The 15,777-nt window shown below is 71.7% G+C and carries 14 protein-coding genes; 10 read left to right on the top strand and 4 right to left on the bottom strand.

Features of this window, described 5'->3' with window-relative positions; genetic code table 11:
- Positions 1-11 precede the first annotated feature (11 nt).
- Entirely contained in the window at positions 12-155 is a 144-nt protein-coding gene (locus AB0L37_RS28250; RefSeq protein ID WP_365511227.1) for a hypothetical protein, read from the top strand.
- Here the strand turns inward: AB0L37_RS28250 and AB0L37_RS28255 are convergent.
- Positions 149-1,732: a metallophosphoesterase family protein gene (locus AB0L37_RS28255; protein ID WP_365511230.1), complete on the bottom strand. Its 1,584-nt coding sequence runs from the start codon at positions 1,730-1,732 to the stop codon at positions 149-151. The genes AB0L37_RS28250 and AB0L37_RS28255 overlap by 7 nt on opposite strands.
- A gap of 156 nt (positions 1,733-1,888) precedes the next feature.
- Between AB0L37_RS28255 and AB0L37_RS28260 the strand changes: the two genes are divergently transcribed.
- The 7 genes from AB0L37_RS28260 (at position 1,889) to AB0L37_RS28290 (ending at position 9,885) form a co-directional block, all read left to right on the top strand.
- Entirely contained in the window at positions 1,889-2,932 is a 1,044-nt protein-coding gene (locus AB0L37_RS28260) for a 3-isopropylmalate dehydrogenase (RefSeq protein ID WP_365511233.1), read from the top strand.
- A 260-nt stretch (positions 2,933-3,192) separates the two neighbouring features.
- Positions 3,193-4,281, top strand: a complete 1,089-nt coding sequence (locus AB0L37_RS28265) for a branched-chain amino acid aminotransferase (protein WP_365511236.1) — start codon at positions 3,193-3,195, stop codon at positions 4,279-4,281.
- A 173-nt stretch (positions 4,282-4,454) separates the two neighbouring features.
- Positions 4,455-5,153 carry an urease subunit gamma gene (ureA, locus tag AB0L37_RS28270; protein WP_365511239.1) on the top strand — a complete coding sequence of 233 codons (699 nt, stop codon included), beginning with the start codon at positions 4,455-4,457 and terminating at the stop codon, positions 5,151-5,153.
- Positions 5,150-6,862 carry an urease subunit alpha gene (locus AB0L37_RS28275; protein ID WP_365511242.1) on the top strand — a complete coding sequence of 571 codons (1,713 nt, stop codon included), beginning with the start codon at positions 5,150-5,152 and terminating at the stop codon, positions 6,860-6,862. Before ureA ends, AB0L37_RS28275 begins: the two co-directional genes overlap by 4 nt.
- Before the next feature lie 11 nt (positions 6,863-6,873).
- The gene (locus AB0L37_RS28280; RefSeq protein ID WP_365511244.1) at positions 6,874-7,899 is read left to right on the top strand and encodes an agmatine deiminase family protein; all 1,026 of its coding nucleotides are present in this window, start codon (positions 6,874-6,876) and stop codon (positions 7,897-7,899) included.
- The gene (locus tag AB0L37_RS28285) at positions 7,896-8,510 is read left to right on the top strand and encodes a TetR/AcrR family transcriptional regulator (RefSeq protein WP_365511247.1); all 615 of its coding nucleotides are present in this window, start codon (positions 7,896-7,898) and stop codon (positions 8,508-8,510) included. Before AB0L37_RS28280 ends, AB0L37_RS28285 begins: the two co-directional genes overlap by 4 nt.
- Before the next feature lie 124 nt (positions 8,511-8,634).
- The gene (locus AB0L37_RS28290) at positions 8,635-9,885 is read left to right on the top strand and encodes a hypothetical protein (RefSeq protein ID WP_365511250.1); all 1,251 of its coding nucleotides are present in this window, start codon (positions 8,635-8,637) and stop codon (positions 9,883-9,885) included.
- Here AB0L37_RS28290 and AB0L37_RS28295 read toward each other — a convergent pair.
- The 3 genes from AB0L37_RS28295 to AB0L37_RS28305 are packed head-to-tail and all read right to left on the bottom strand — an operon-like array spanning position 9,882 to position 12,246.
- Positions 9,882-10,742 (bottom strand): biotin-dependent carboxyltransferase family protein, encoded by an 861-nt coding sequence (locus AB0L37_RS28295; RefSeq protein ID WP_365511252.1) that lies wholly within the window; start codon positions 10,740-10,742, stop codon positions 9,882-9,884. The genes AB0L37_RS28290 and AB0L37_RS28295 overlap by 4 nt on opposite strands.
- A complete protein-coding gene (locus AB0L37_RS28300) occupies positions 10,739-11,485 on the bottom strand; it encodes an allophanate hydrolase subunit 1 (RefSeq protein WP_365511282.1) in 747 nt (248 codons plus the stop codon). Before AB0L37_RS28300 ends, AB0L37_RS28295 begins: the two co-directional genes overlap by 4 nt.
- Before the next feature lie 8 nt (positions 11,486-11,493).
- On the bottom strand, positions 11,494-12,246 hold the full coding sequence (locus tag AB0L37_RS28305; protein ID WP_365511284.1) for a 5-oxoprolinase subunit PxpA: 753 nt from the start codon (positions 12,244-12,246) through the stop codon (positions 11,494-11,496).
- Between the two features lie 167 nt (positions 12,247-12,413).
- On the opposite strand from AB0L37_RS28305, the gene AB0L37_RS28310 reads away from it, so the two are divergent.
- Together AB0L37_RS28310 and cimA are read left to right on the top strand one after the other, a co-directional pair.
- Positions 12,414-13,736: an MFS transporter gene (locus tag AB0L37_RS28310; RefSeq protein ID WP_365511255.1), complete on the top strand. Its 1,323-nt coding sequence runs from the start codon at positions 12,414-12,416 to the stop codon at positions 13,734-13,736.
- 292 nt (positions 13,737-14,028) lie between these two features.
- A complete protein-coding gene (gene cimA, locus AB0L37_RS28315) occupies positions 14,029-15,669 on the top strand; it encodes a citramalate synthase (protein ID WP_365511258.1) in 1,641 nt (546 codons plus the stop codon).
- Positions 15,670-15,777: the final 108 nt, after the last annotated feature.

Here is a 15,777-nt window from a genome sequence, read left to right on the forward strand (position 1 = left end):
AGTCGATCATCATGGCCACTGCGACGCCCGTCCGCCGCCGAGTCCGTCACGTCTCCCCGTCCAGCGAAGCCGACCGGCAGGCCGCGAAGACCGCCGCCGCGGCCCTTCAGCGCGCCCTCGACCGCAGGGACAACGGCGGCGAGACCGGTCACTGAGACCTGAGCTGAGCACCGCTCCGACGCACCTCGAAGTGGTCGACGCGTTCGCCCCCGCGGGCCAGCGCCGACACCCTGAGGCGCGGGTGCGCCCCGGACTCCGCCTCGACCTTGAGCAGCGAGAATCCGCGATAGCGCACCCGTGACCAGTCGGCGGTCTCCTTCTTCGCCTGCCCCGAGGCCGACGCCCAGACCACGCTGTCGACCGGCCGGTGCCGGCGCTCGTGCCCCTCGTAGCTCTCCTTGCTGCCGGGCTGGAAGCCGTACAGGTCACGGCCGCCGCCGCCCGCGGTGACGTACACGACGCCGTCGCGCACGGGATCCGCCGTGCCGCCGATCGGCACGGCCCGGCCCACCGCCGAGCCGCGCACCGCGTCGGTGCGCTCGTAGACGTGGTTGTGCCCGTTGACGACCAGGTCCACCCGGTGCTTGTCGAACAGCGGTACCCACGCCTTGCGCACCCCGCCGTCCGAGGCGTGGGCCGAGGTCGAGTACGCGCAGTGGTGGAAGAACACGACGACGAAGTCGATGTGCGCCGTGGCACGGAGTCGCCCCAGCGTGCGTTCCAGCCACGCCGTCTGACGGCCGTCGCTGTGCCCCAGGTTCGCCCTGATCTCGTAACTCACGTCGTTCGCGTCCAGCGCCACCACGCCGACATTGCCGTACGTGAACGCGTACGCGCCCGGCGTCGACCGCGGGTCGAAGCCGCTGTCCGGCAGTGACCAGCGGGCCAGCTGGCCGCCGTAGCCGTCGGGGGAGTACCAGGCCTCCATGTCGTGGTTGCCGGTCGTCACCATCCACGGCACGGTCCGCGCGACCTGCTCGTTCTGCTTGAGGAACAGGTCCCAGGCGCCGGGGTCGTAGCCGTCGGACTTCTCGCCGTGTCCTGTGCCGTCCGCGTAGCAGAGGTCGCCGGCGTGCAGGTGGAACGCCGGGTTCTGGGCCAGCATCAGGCGGTCGCTCGCCGCCGCCGCGTCCCCCACCCCCTGGTCGCCGAAGGCCGTGAACGTGAACGACTTCGGGGCGGCCGGCGCCGTGCGGAAGCGGGAGATCGTCGAGCGGTGCGCGGGCGCGGCCGGGTCGAAGCCGTCGTGGCCGACGCCGTAGTAGTACGTCGTGCCCGGGGCGAGCCGGTCCAGTGCGGCATGGACGTAGAACTGGTCGAGCGCGAGTCGTACGCCGCTGACGCCCGGGGTGTGCAGGGCGCGCACCTCCGCCGGGATCCTGCGGCCCAGGTCGTCGGGGCGCAGACCGATCCGGACGTACGGCTTTCGCACCGCGAGCGGCACCTGCCACGAGATCCGCATCTGTGTCATCGGGTCGGCGCCGAAGGCGAGATGGCGGCCGAAGGGCGGGACGCCGGAGCCGTGCGCGGTCGTGGCCGGCGACGGTGACCCCGAGGTCCGCGTCCCCGGCGCCGTGCCCTGCGAGCAGCCGGTGAGCAGCCCGCCCGCCACCGCGCCGGCCGACACCAGCGCACGCCGCCTGCTGAACCTCGTCCGCAGGTACTCGTACTGCTCGGGCATGCTCATCCGCCGCGCGAGCTGCGGCGGGATGCCGACGTCCGGGGTCTCCATGGCAGAGAACTTCCCAGCGGTTCCCAACTCCCGCCATACCCACGGGTGAACAGCAGGCGACCGTACGCCGAGGGGAGCCCCCGCAGGCACCCGGCACCCTGTCCGCATCGTGGACATCGTGTGTCATCCCATGGGACAAGGGGTACCGTGCGGGACATGTCTCGCAGCATCAATCTCGCAGTGATCCCCGGTGACGGCATCGGCCAGGAGGTCGTGGCCCAGGGTCTCAAGGTCCTCTCCGCCGTCCTTCCGCAGGATGTGAAGCTGGAGACCGAGGAGTACGACTTCGGCGCCAAGCGCTACCACGCGACCGGTGAGACGCTCACCGACGCCGACCTCGACTCCCTCAAGAAGCACGACGCCATCCTGCTCGGCGCCATCGGCGACCCGTCGGTGCCGTCCGGTGTCCTGGAGCGCGGCTTCCTGCTCAAGCTCCGCTTCGCCTTCGACCACCACGTGAACCTGCGTCCGTCGAAGCTCCTCCCCGGTGTCTCGACCCCGCTGGCCGGCCAGCCGGAGATCGACTTCGTCGTCGTCCGCGAGGGCACGGAAGGCCCGTACACGGGCAACGGCGGCGTCATCCGCAAGGGCACGCCCCACGAGGTCGCCACCGAGGTCTCCGTCAACACCGCGTTCGGTGTGGAGCGTGTGGTCCGTGACGCGTTCGCCCGCGCCCAGGCCCGGCCCCGCAAGAAGCTCACGCTGGTCCACAAGAACAACGTGCTGACCTTCGCGGGCCACCTGTGGACCAACATCTTCAACAAGGTGGCCGAGGAGTTCCCCGACGTCACCACCGACTACATCCACGTCGACGCCGCGACCATCTACCTGGTCACCGACCCGGCCCGGTTCGACGTGATCGTCACCGACAACCTCTTCGGCGACATCATCACCGACCTCGCCGCGGCCGTCTCCGGCGGCATCGGCGTCGCGGCCTCCGGGAACATCAACCCGGGCCGCGAGTTCCCGTCGATGTTCGAGCCCGTCCACGGCTCGGCGCCGGACATCGCGGGCCAGGGCAAGGCCGACCCGACCGCCACGGTCCTCTCGGTCGCCCTCCTCCTGCGTCACCTCGGCTACGAGGAGCAGGCCGCCCGCATCGAGACCGCGGTCTCCGCCGACCTCGGCGAGCGCGGGGACGCGGTCCGCTCCACCGACGAGATCGGCGACGCCCTCGTCGCCCGAGTAGTAGCCGGCTGACCCGGCGCTCATCCACGTAAGAGAAGCCGCCGGGTCGCACTCCGCACCCGGCGGCTTCTCATGTCGCGGCCCCGGGTGCCACCATCGACCCCGGGCCGCATCACCTCTGGCGCACCACAAGGACCGTTCCGAGCACACCTCCCCGCGCGCGATAATCGAACGTGGGGCCGCGATGTGTACACGAAAGCTCGGACGTCCTAGTACAAGGAGTGCAGACGTGAGCGCGGTCCGTCACAACCAACGGTGAAGGACACGCAACCATGACGACGCCCACGATCGAGCTCAAGCCCTCCTCGACCCCGCTGTCCGCCGCGGAGCGCGAGGCGATCCTGGCCAACCCCGGATTCGGCCGCCACTTCACCGACCACATGGTCACCGTCAAGTGGACCGAGGGGCGCGGCTGGCACGACGGGCAGCTCGTGCCCTACGGCCCGCTCTCCCTCGACCCGGCGACGAACGTCCTGCACTACGCGCAGGAGATCTTCGAGGGCCTCAAGGCCTACCGCCAGCCCGACGGCACGGTCGCCACGTTCCGCCCCGACATGAACGCCAAGCGTTTCCAGCACTCGGCCTGGCGTCTCGGCATGCCCGAGCTGCCGGTCGAGACGTTCATCGAGGCCTGTGACCTCCTCGTCCAGCAGGACAAGGACTGGGTCCCGGCGCACGGCGGCGAGGAGTCGCTCTACCTGCGCCCGTTCATGATCGCGACCGAGGTCGGCCTGGGCGTGAAGCCCGCCAACGAGTACCTCTTCATCGTGATCGCCTCGCCCGCGGGCGCGTACTTCCCCGGCGGCGTGAAGCCCGTCTCCATCTGGCTCTCCGAGGACCGCGTCCGCGCCGTCCCCGGCGGCGTCGGCGACGCCAAGACCGGCGGCAACTACGCGGCCTCCCTGCTCGCGCAGGCCGAGGCCGCCGCCAAGGGCTGCGACCAGGTCGCCTACCTCGACGCGGTCGAGCACAAGTGGGTCGAGGAGCTCGGCGGCATGAACCTGTACTTCGTGTACGGCGACACGATCGTCACGCCGACCCTGACCGGCTCCCTGCTCGCGGGCGTCACCCGTGACTCGCTCCTCCAGGTCGCCCGCGACCTCGGCTACAAGTCGCAGGAGGCCCGCGTCTCCATCGAGCAGTGGCAGGCCGACACGGCCTCCGGCGAGCTGACCGAGGTCTTCGCGTGCGGCACGGCCGCGGTCATCACCCCGGTCGGCACGGTCAAGCGCGCGAGCGCCGAGTGGCAGCAGTCCGGCGGCGAGGCCGGCGAGGTCACGATGAAGCTCCGCAACGCGCTCCTCGACATCCAGCGCGGCAAGACCGAGGACACGCACGGCTGGATGCACCGGCTCGGCTGAGTCCGACACCGGTCCGGTCACGGGCCGCACCCCGGCCGGGGTGCGGCCCGTTCCGCGTCTGCGGACCCTGCCATTAGAGCGACACTCAAATATGGCGCTCCCCACAACAAGGACAGCCCCACATCCACGTACACTCCCTTTAGAACGGCGCTCAAATTGATCGGAGCCCCACCTTGAGACTGACGCCCACCGAACGCGACCGGCTGCTCCTCTTCGGCGCGGCCGAACTGGCGCGCGCCCGCAAGGCCCGCGGGCTGCGGCTCAACGTGCCGGAGGCGACCGCGCTGATCGCCGACACCGTCTGCGAGGCGGCCCGCGACGGGCGGCGGCTCGCCGAGGCGATCGAGGCGGCACGGTCCGTGCTCGGCCCCGACGACGTGCTGCCGGGCGTCGCCGACGTCGTCACCGAGGTGCATGTCGAGGCGGTCTTCGACGACGGCTCCCGGCTCGCGATCGTGAGCGCCCCGATCGCGGGCGGCGGGCTCGGCGACGAGGCGCCGGGCGCGCTGCTGCCCGGGCCCGAACACCGCGACCCCGCACCGCAGTTGACGCTCACCGTCACCAACACCGCGTCCGTCCCGGTCTCCGTCACCTCGCACTTCCACTTCTTCGAGGCGAACCCGCGGCTCGACTTCGTACGGGAGAAGGCGTACGGGATGCGGCTCGCGGTGCCCGCCGGGTCGTCCGTGCGGTTCGGGCCGGGGGAGTCCGCCGAGGTCGGGCTCGTGCCGATCGGCGGCGAGCGGATCGCCATCGGTTTCGCGGGGCTCGTCGACGGGCCGCTGGACGCGCCCGGAGCCCGCGAGGAAGCGCTGCGCCGCGCCGCCGCCTGCGGATACCTCGGAACCAGCGAGAAGGAGGACGGCCGATGAGCCGCCCGGGAGGCCACCCCGCCGAGGCGCGCCGCCTCACCCCGCACGAGTACGCGGCCACGCACGGCCCGCGCGCCGGTGACCGGATCCGGCTCGGCGACTCCGGGCTCACGATCGAGGTCGAGTCGGACTCGCAGGCGTACGGGGACGAGTTCCTCGCCGGGTTCGGCAAGACGGCCCGCGACGGACTGCACCTGAAGGCCGCGGCGGTCCGCGAGACCTGCGACGTCGTGATCAGCAACGTCGTGGTGATCGACGCCGAGCTGGGCATCCGCAAGGTGTCCATCGGCATCCGGGAGGGCCGGATCCACGCCATCGGGCGGGCCGGCAACCCGGACACCCTCGACGGGGTCGACGTCGTCGTCGGCACCGGCACGTCGATCGTGTCCGGCGAGGGGCTGATCGCCACCGCGGGGGCCGTCGACACCCACGTCCACCTGCTCTCGCCGCGCATCATGGAGGCCTCGCTCGCCTCCGGTGTCACCACGATCATCGGGCAGGAGTTCGGCCCGGTCTGGGGCGTCGGCGTCAACTCGCCCTGGGCGCTCAAGCACGCCTTCTCCGCGTTCGACGCCTGGCCGGTCAACATCGGCTTCCTGGGCCGGGGTTCGTCCTCGCACGGGGCACCTTTGGTGGAGGCCCTTGCCGAGGGCGGCGCCTGCGGGTTCAAGGTGCACGAGGACATGGGCGCGCACACCCGCGCGCTCGACACGGCGCTGCGCGTCGCCGAGGAGTACGACGTCCAAGTCGCCCTGCACAGCGACGGGTTGAACGAGTGCCTGTCGGTCGAGGACACCCTGCGCGTCCTCGAAGGCCGCACCATCCACGCCTTCCACATCGAGGGCTGCGGCGGCGGTCACGTACCGAACGTCCTGAAGATGGCGGGCGTCGCCAACGTCATCGGCTCGTCGACCAACCCCACCCTTCCCTTCGGGCGGGACGCCGTCGCCGAGCACTACGGCATGATCGTCTCCGTCCACGACCTCAAGCCCGACCTGCCCGGCGACGCCGCCATGGCCCGCGACCGGATCCGCGCCGGGACGATGGGCGCCGAGGACGTGCTGCACGATCTGGGCGCGATCGGCATCACGTCGTCGGACGCGCAGGGCATGGGCCGCGCGGGGGAGACGGTCCGGCGCACCTTCGCCATGGCCGGGAAGATGAAGGCCGAGCTGGGCGACCCGGGCGTCGGCCACGACAACGACCGCGTCCTGCGCTACATGGCGAAACTGACCATCAACCCCGCCGTCGCCCACGGCCTCTCCCACGAGATCGGCTCCATCGAGGTCGGCAAGATGGCCGACATCGTGCTGTGGCGCCCCGAGTTCTTCGGCGCGAAGCCGCAGCTGGTGCTGAAGTCCGGCTTCCCCGCGTACGGGGTCGTCGGCGACCCGAACGCGGCCACCGACACCTGCGAACCCCTCGTCCTGGGACCGCAGTTCGGCGCGCACGGCGCCACCGCCGCCGAGCTCTCCGTCGCCTTCGTCGCCCAGGCCGCCGTCGACGACGGCCACGACACGATGCCCACGCGGCGGCGCCGGGTCGCCGTGCGCGGCGCCCGCGGCATCGGCCCGGCGGACCTGCGCCGCAACTCCCGTACGGGCGCGGTCGACGTGGACCAGCGCACCGGCCTGGTCACCCTCGACGGAGAACCGCTGCGCTCCGAACCGGCCGACTCCGTCTCCCTCAACCGTCTCTACTTCCTCTGAGGTTGTCTGTCATGACGTACGTGATGCCGCCCGAGTGGGCCCCGCACGAGCGCACCTGGATGGCGTGGCCGAGCCCGAATCCGACCTTCGCCGACGACCGGGAACTCGCCGACGCGCGCGCCGCCTGGGCGTCGGTCGCCAACGCCGTCCGCGCCTTCGAGCCGGTGACGATGGTCGTCGGCCCGGGTCAGGAGGCATCGGCGCGCGAACTCCTCGACCCCGCCGTCGAGTTGGCGGAGCGGGACCTGGACGACGCGTGGATGCGGGACATCGGCCCGACGTTCGTGAAGCACGCCGCGACCGGTGAACTGGCCGCCGTGGACTGGACGTTCAACGGCTGGGGCGCCCAGGACTGGGCCCGCTGGGAGCACGACTCCAAGATCGCCCGCCATGTCGCCGACCTCACCGGGGTGCCCGTGCACTCCACGAACCTGGTCAACGAGGGCGGTGGCATCCACGTCGACGGCGAGGGCACGGTGCTCCTCACCGAGACGGTCCAACTCGACCCCGACCGCAACCAGGGCTGGTCGAAGGCCGGCGTCGAGGCCGAGATCCACGCCCGCATCGGCACGTCGAAGGCGATCTGGCTGCCGCGCGGACTCACCGGCGACTACGGCCAGTTCGGCACGCGCGGCCACGTCGACATCGTCGCGGCGTTCGCGGCGCCCGGCGTCGTCCTCGTCCACGCGCAGGAGGACCCGGCCCACCCGGACTTCGAGGTCAGCCGCGAGATCATCGGCGTACTGACCGGACAGACCGACGCACAGGGCCGCTCCCTGGAGATCGTCGAGGTCCCCGCCCCGACGGTCCTCACCGACGCCGACGACGGCTCCTGGGTCGACTACTCCTACATCAACCACTACCTCTGCAACGACGGCGTCGTCCTGTGCGCCTTCGACGACCCCAACGACGAGAAGGCGGCGGCAATCTTCCGCCGCCTGTTCCCGCCACGCACCGTCACCCTCGTCGACGCCCGCACGGTCTTCGCGGCGGGCGGCGGCATCCACTGCATCACGCAGCAGCAGCCGGCCCGATGACCGGGACCCCGCGCCGTCACACGCCGGCCCCGCCCCGGGAGCAGGTGCTCGCCGCCGCCATGGCGATGATCGCCGAGAGCGGTCTCGAGCGGCTCACCATGGCGGGGCTCGGCCGGGAAGTGGGCATGAGCAGCGGGCACGTGGCCTACCACTTCAAGTCCAAGGACGAGCTGCTGCTGCGCACGCTGGAGTGGAGCGAGGGACAACTCGGCCTTCAGCGGCGGCAGTTGCTGGACTCCGGGGGGCCGGTGCGGGAACGGCTCGACGCGTACGTCGATCTGTACGTGCCCGACGGGCACCGCGACCCGCACTGGACGCTCTGGCTGGAGGTGTGGAACCGCTCGCAGAACGCCGACGACGACGGCCGCGCCCGGCAGGCCGCCATCGAGGGCGCCTGGCACCGGGACCTGGTCGCGCTGCTCGCGGAGGGGATCTCGCGCGGCGAGTTCCGGTCGGGCGTGGACCCCGACCGGTTCGCGGCGCGGCTGCGGGCACTGCTCGACGGGTTCTCCATCCATGTCGCGATCGGGCTCAGAGGGGTCGACCGGGATCAAGTGATCGCTCACGTAGGGGAGTTCATCGAGGACGGACTCATGGCGGCCGACGTCTGAGGTCGCGTCCAGGTTGTACGTCATCCGGCGGATTGCTCCCGTTGTGGATGGTGCGCTTGTATCGGCGCGGGCCCCTGGTGCCGGACCGGGGCGCCCGTTTCGCACACCACGGGGGAATCACCGCATGCGTCGTACCGCCCTGCCCGCACTCCTGGCCGCCACCGCTGTCGCGCTCGCCGCCGGGCCCGCCCTCGCCGCGCCGCCCGCGCCCCGCACCGAGCGGATCTCCGTCTCGGCCGCGGGGGAGCAGGGCGACGCCGACTCCGGCGGCCCGCTGCTCAGCAGGACCGGCCGCTACGCCGTCTTCAGCTCGTACGCCACGAATCTCGTGCCCGACGACACCACCGACACCGACGACGTCTTCGTACGCGACCTGCGCACCGGAACCCTGGAGCGGGTCAGCGTCGCCTCCGACGGCACGCCGGCCGACGGCCAGTCGGAGGCCGCCGGGATCAGCGCCGACGGCCGTTACGTCGTCTTCCGCTCCACCGCCACGAACCTCGTGCCCCAGGACCCCCGCGGACCCCAGTGGGCGTACGACGTGTACGTCCACGACCGCCGCACCGGCACGACCGAGCTGGTCAGCGGCGCCCCGGACGGCGTCTCCGCGTACGCGAACTGGAGCGCCGACATCTCCGACGACGGCCGCTACGTCGCCTTCAACGCCCGCCCATACCAGATGGAGGGCGAGAACAACATCAACCCGGCCGTCTACCTCCACGACCGCGAGACCGGCACCACGCGGCGCGTCAGCAACCGCGAACACCCCACCCTCGCCGGGTACAACTTCGACCTGAGCGGCAACGGCCGCTATCTCGCCTACGGCCAGAACGGCGTGCGCTCCGGCGACGGCTTCGTCTACGTCAAGGACCTGCGCACCGGCGCCGAGGAGCAGGTCAACGTCACCCCGGACGGCAAGCCCTCCGCGATGGGCGGCTCGGCCCCCGAGATCTCGGACGACGGGCACACCGTCAAGTTCGGCTCCTGGGCGACGGACCTGGTGCCGGGCAGCGAGGGCCCCGCCGCGACCAACATCTACATCCGCGATCTGCGCACCGGCACCACGCGCCGTATCACGCACGAGGGGGAGGGGTCGGGGGTGTACTCCAACGGCGTGCTGAGCGCCGACGGACGCCACGTCGCCTACGACATCAAGGTCGGCCCCGCCGTCAACGTGTTCGTCCGCGACCTGCGCACCGGCGCGACCACCCTGGCGGGCCCCGGCACGGACGGCGGCCCGCTCACCGACGAGGGCGCGTACTCCTCGTCCCTCGACGCCCACGGCCGCACCGTCGGCCTCGGCTCGGCATCCGCCCAGCTGGTCGCCGACGACACCAACGGCCACCGCGACGCCTTCGTCCGCCGCCTGCGCTAAGCCACGACGAACCGCACCGGCGTCCCCGGCACCGCCTGCGCCGCCGCGGCCAGCGCCTCCTCCGGGACGACGGCGATCACCGGGTAGCCGCCGGTCGTCGGGTGGTCGTGTAGGAAGACCACCGGGCGGCCGTCGGGCGGCACCTGGACCGCCCCGAGCAGCATGCCCTCGCTCGGCAGTTCGCCCGCCAACTCCCGTTCCAGCGACGGCCCTTCGGTACGCAGGCCGATCCGGTTGCTCTGCGCGGACACCGTGTACCCGGCGGTGAAGAGCGTGCGCAGGGCCGCCGCCGTGAACCAGTCGGCCCGCGGTCCCGGGCGGGCCGGGAGGACGAGTTCGGCGGGCGGCGCGGGCCAGGGCGCCGCCACCGGGAGCGCGACCGGGCCGCCCGGCGCGGTGCCGAGCGGCAGCAGGTCCCCCTCGGTGAGCGGCGCGGGGCCGAGCCCCGACAGGAGGTCGGTGGAGCGGCTGTCGAGGACCGGGTCCACGGCGATGCCTCCGGCGACGGCGATGTACGAACGGACACCGCGCTCGGCGGGGCCGGCGTCGAGCACGGCTCCGCCGGGCACGCGTACCGGCGCACCCCATGGCGCGGGCCGCCCGTCGACGGTGACCGCGCACGGCGCCCCGCCCACGACGATGGTCACCGGACGATCGGGCCGCAGGGCGCAGCCGCTGAGCGTGGTCTCCAGAACGGCAGCGCCGCCCGCGTTCCCGACGAGCCGGTTGGCGAGCCGCATCGCGGGCGCGTCGAGCGCCCCGGACCGGGGAACTCCCAGATGCGCGTGGCCCGTTCGCCCCTCGTCCTGAACGCTGGTGAGGGCCCCGGCCCGTACGACGACGACCTTGCCGGTCATGACTGTTCAAGCCCCTCGGCCACATCAAGCCCCTTGGCTTCACGGAGCGACTCCGGCACATCAAGCCCCTCCGGCGATTGAGGAGCGGGGTCCGGGGCAGAGCCCCGCGACCCCGAGAACCCCACACCCGCCCCGGAGAACCGCACCCGCGTCCCCGGCGACAACAGCGCGGCCGACTCCCGCCCGGGATCCCACAGCACCCCCGCCCCCACCATCGTCCCGATGATCCGCCACCCCCCAGGCGTAGCCCGCGGATACACCGCCGAGTACGGCCCGGCCAGGGCAACCGCCCCCACCGGCACCCGCGTACGCGGAGTAGCCCGCCGCGGCACATGCAACTCCTCAGGCAACCCGGTGAGATACCCGAACCCGGGCGCGAACCCGCAGAACGCCACGCGATACGCGAACGAGGCGTGCAGGGCGCCCACTTCGTCCTCCCCGACCCCCCACATCGCGGCGACCTCCCCCAGATCGGGCCCGTCGTACACCACGGAAACGGTCACCACGTCCCCCTCGGCCGGCGGAGCCGACGGCACGTCCCACAACCTCACCCGACGTCCCAGCGCGGCCGGATCCTCGACCCCGTCGAGCAGCACCGTCCGCGCCCCGGGCACGATCTCGCCCACCCCCGGCAACATCCCCGCCGCCCGCCGCCGCAGCACCTCCGCGTGGAACGCCCCGGCCCGCTCCCCGTCCGCCAGCTCCACGAGCAGGGCCCGCCGCCCGGCGACCCGCACCTCCATCCCCGTACTCACGCGAACGCCTCCACCACGACCCCCGCGCCCTCCAGCGCCTCCCGCACCCGTGCCGCGATCGCCGCCGCGCCCGGGGTGTCGCCGTGCACGCACAACGACCGCGCCGCGACGGCGACATACGTACCGTCGACCGCTTCGACACCCCCGCCCACGGCGAACCCGACAGCCCGCCGCACCACAGCACCCGCGTCCTCGACCACGGCCCCGGCCTCCCGCCGCGACACGAGCGTCCCCTCGGGCGTATAAGCGCGATCGGCGAACGCCTCCCGCACAGAACCCAGCCCCGCCTCATCGGCGGCGGCGAGCAGCTCCGACCCGGGCAGCCCGAGCACCGGAAGCGCCCCGCCCGCGAGCAGCACCCCGGCGACGACGGCCCGCGCCTGTTCGGCGTCGCGCACGGTCCGGTTGTAGAGCGCGCCGTGCGGCTTCACATACGTCACCTCGGCCCCGGCGGCCTGCGCGAAGACCCTCAACGCCCCGATCTGGTACGCCACTTCGGCCGCGAGCTCGTCCGGCGGCACGTCCATCGCGCGCCGTCCGAAACCGGCGAGGTCCCGGTACGACACCTGCGCCCCGATCCGCACCCCGCGCGCGGCGGCCGCGTCGCAGACCTTGCGCATCACGCTCGGGTCGCCCGCGTGAAAGCCGCAGGCGACGTTGGCGCTGGTCACGACGGACAGCAGGGCGTCGTCGTCCGTGAGGGTCCAGCGGCCGAAGCCTTCGCCGAGGTCCGCGTTGAGGTCGATCACGTCCTGGGTCACCTCTCCAACGTAAGCGATTGTTGAACGATCCGACAAGGGTGCGCCTTGCTGCCGAGGCCTGCCCGCGATCATGAACACAATGAACGCAAGTACGCCCGATCGTTGCCCGTTACACCCTTGTCACTGAGCGGAGCGCTCCCGCATCGTGGCGCCCCATGGGACGAGAGCAATGGAAGAAGATCCTGGTCGGCTCGGCCGGGAACATGGTCGAGTGGTTCGACTGGTTCGTGTACGCGAGCTTCGCGACGTACTTCGCGGGGGCCTTCTTCCCCGACGGCAACCCGACCGCCCAGCTGATGAACACCGCCGGCATCTTCGCCGTCGGCTTCTTCATGCGCCCCGTCGGCGGCTGGCTGCTCGGCCGGGTCGGTGACCGCAAGGGGCGCAAAGCGGCGCTCACCCTCACCGTCACCCTGATGTCCGCGTCGGCCGTCCTCATCGCGGTCGCCCCGACCTACGCCGTCGCCGGATACGGCGGCGCGGTCGTCCTGCTCGTCGCCCGCCTCCTGCAAGGACTTTCGGTCGGCGGCGAGTACGCGGCCAGCGCGACGTACCTCACCGAGGCGGCGGCCCCGGAGAAGCGCGGCTTCGCCTCCAGCTTCCAGTACGTGTCGATGACGGCAGGACAGATCGTCGGGCTCGGCCTCCAGATCGTCCTGCAGCGCACCCTGTCCGACGACGCCCTGCACAGCTGGGGCTGGCGCATCCCGTTCATCGTGGGCGCCCTCGGCGCGGCGGTCATCTTCTACCTGCGCCGCAACATGCTGGAGACCGAGGTCTACGAGGAGTCCGCCGACGCCGACGCCACCGTGGGCGGCGACGACAAGGGCACCATCAAGGCGCTGCTGGCGCACAAGCGCGAGGCGTTCCTCGTCATGGCGCTCACCATGGGCGGCACCGTCGCCTACTACACGTACACCACGTACCTCACCAAGTACCTGTCGAACTCCGCCGGGTTGAGCAAGCAGACCGCGACCCTCGTCTCCTTCTGCGCGCTCATCGTCTTCGCCTGCCTCCAGCCGCTGGCCGGCGCGCTCTCCGACCGGATCGGGCGCCGCCCGCTGCTGATCACCTTCGCGGTGGGCTCCACCTTCCTGACGGTCCCGATCATGACGCTGCTCCAGCACGCGGGCTCGTTCTGGCCGGCCCTCGGCCTGTCCCTGCTCGCCCTCGTCGTCGTCACCGGCTACACCTCCATCAACGCCTGCGTGAAGGCCGAGCTCTTCCCGACCGGCATCCGCGCCCTCGGAGTCGCGCTCCCGTACGCCATCGCCAACGCGCTGTTCGGCGGCACCGCCGAGTACGTCGCCCTCTGGTTCAAGGACGGCGGCATCGAGTCGGGCTTCTACTGGTACGTCGCCGGATGCGCGGCCGTGTCGTTGATCGTCTACCTGACGATGCGCGAGACCCGCGACATCGACCTGAACCGGGTGAAGACGGCGGAAAACGTGACGCACGCCGCGAAGCAGGTCGCCTGACCGCATCGTGAGACCACAGCCCGGGCCCCGCCCGGGCTGTGGCAAACTGCGGGCGTGCTCTCGTTCGCCATGATTATTGGCAGCAGGCGCGCCGGTCCGCAGTGACCACCCCGTACGACCCGGTACAGGTGGACACCGTCGTCCTCGACCCGCGCGCAGACCTCTCGCACCCGCGAGAGGTTTTTCTGTTTCCGGCCCATCCGCAGCCGGACCAAGAGCGCGAGGGATCATTGAAGGACGGTGGAGCCGGTCATTCCGGTAGACCGAGATCCCATACAGGAGCCAGATCAGCATGAGCAGCAGCCCGAGCGAACGTAGCGAGACCCCCTCCGGCGCATCCGGCGAACTCGACGATTCCTTCCACGTCTTCGACACGACGCTGCGCGACGGCGCGCAGCGTGAGGGCATCAACCTCACCGTCGCGGACAAGCTGACCATCGCACGGCATCTGGACGACTTCGGCGTGGGCTTCATCGAGGGCGGCTGGCCCGGCGCCAACCCCCGCGACACCGAGTTCTTCGCCCGCGCGCAGCAGGAGATCGACTTCAAGCACGCGCAGCTCGTCGCCTTCGGCTCCACGCGCCGCGCCAACGCCAAGGCGAGCGAGGACCCGCAGGTCAAGGCCCTCCTCGACTCCGGCGCCCCGGTCATCACGCTGGTCGCCAAGTCGCACGACCGGCACGTCGAACTCGCCCTGCGCACCACCCTCGACGAGAACCTGGAGATGGTCCGCGACACTGTCTCCTACCTCGTCGCCCAGGGCCGCCGCGTCTTCGTCGACTGCGAGCACTTCTTCGACGGCTACCGCGCCAACCCCGCGTACGCGAAGGCCGTCGTACGGTCCGCGCACGAGGCCGGCGCCTCCGTCGTCGTGCTCTGCGACACCAACGGCGGCATGCTCCCCGCCCAGGTCCAGGCGATCACGCACACCGTCCTCGACGACACCGGCGCCCGGCTCGGCATCCACGCCCAGGACGACACCGGCTGCGCCACCGCCAACACCCTCGCCGCCGTCGACGCGGGCGCCACCCACGTGCAGTGCACGGCCAACGGCTACGGCGAGCGCGTCGGCAACGCCAACCTCTTCCAGGTCGTCGGCGCACTGGAACTCAAGTACGGCAAGAAGGTCCTGCCCGACGGCAAGCTCCGCGAGATGACCCGCATCTCGCACGCCGTCGCCGAGGTCGTCAACCTCACGCCGTCCACGCACCAGCCGTACGTGGGCGTCTCGGCCTTCGCGCACAAGGCGGGCCTGCACGCCTCCGCGATCAAGGTCGACCCGGACCTGTACCAGCACATCGACCCCGAGCAGGTCGGCAACCGCATCCGGATGCTCGTCTCCGACATGGCGGGCCGCGCCTCCATCGAGCTCAAGGGCAAGGAGCTCGGCGTCGACCTCGGCGGCGACCGCGAACTGGTCGGCCGGGTCGTGGACCGGGTCAAGGAGCGCGAGCTCCAGGGCTACACGTACGAGGCCGCCGACGCGTCCTTCGAACTGCTGCTGCGCGCCGAGGCCGAGGGCCGGGAGCGCAAGTACTTCCGCGTCGAGTCCTGGCGGGCCATCGTCGAGGACCGCCCTGACGGCACCCACGCCAACGAGGCCACGGTCAAGCTCTGGGCCAAGGGCGAGCGCATCGTCGCCACGGCCGAGGGCAACGGGCCGGTCAACGCCCTCGACCGTGCGCTCCGCGTCGGTCTCGAGCGCATCTACCCGCAGCTCGCGAAGCTGGAGCTGGTCGACTACAAGGTGCGCATCCTGGAGGGCAAGCACGGCACGTCCTCCACGACCCGCGTCCTGATCTCGACGTCCGACGGCACGGGTGAGTGGTCGACGGTCGGCGTCGCCGAGAACGTGATCGCGGCGTCGTGGGGCGCCCTGGAGGACGCGTACACCTTCGGCCTGCTGCGGGCGGGTGTGGAGCCGGTGGAGTAGGGCCTCAGTCAAGCCCCTCCGGCGATTGAGGGAGCCCGACCCGGAGCCCCGCCGCCAGCATCTGCGGCACCGGGGCGATGCCGCTGCCGAGCCGCATGTTGCTGAGCG

The organism is Streptomyces sp. NPDC052225 (assembly GCF_040679615.1).
GTDB lineage: Bacteria > Actinomycetota > Actinomycetes > Streptomycetales > Streptomycetaceae > Streptomyces.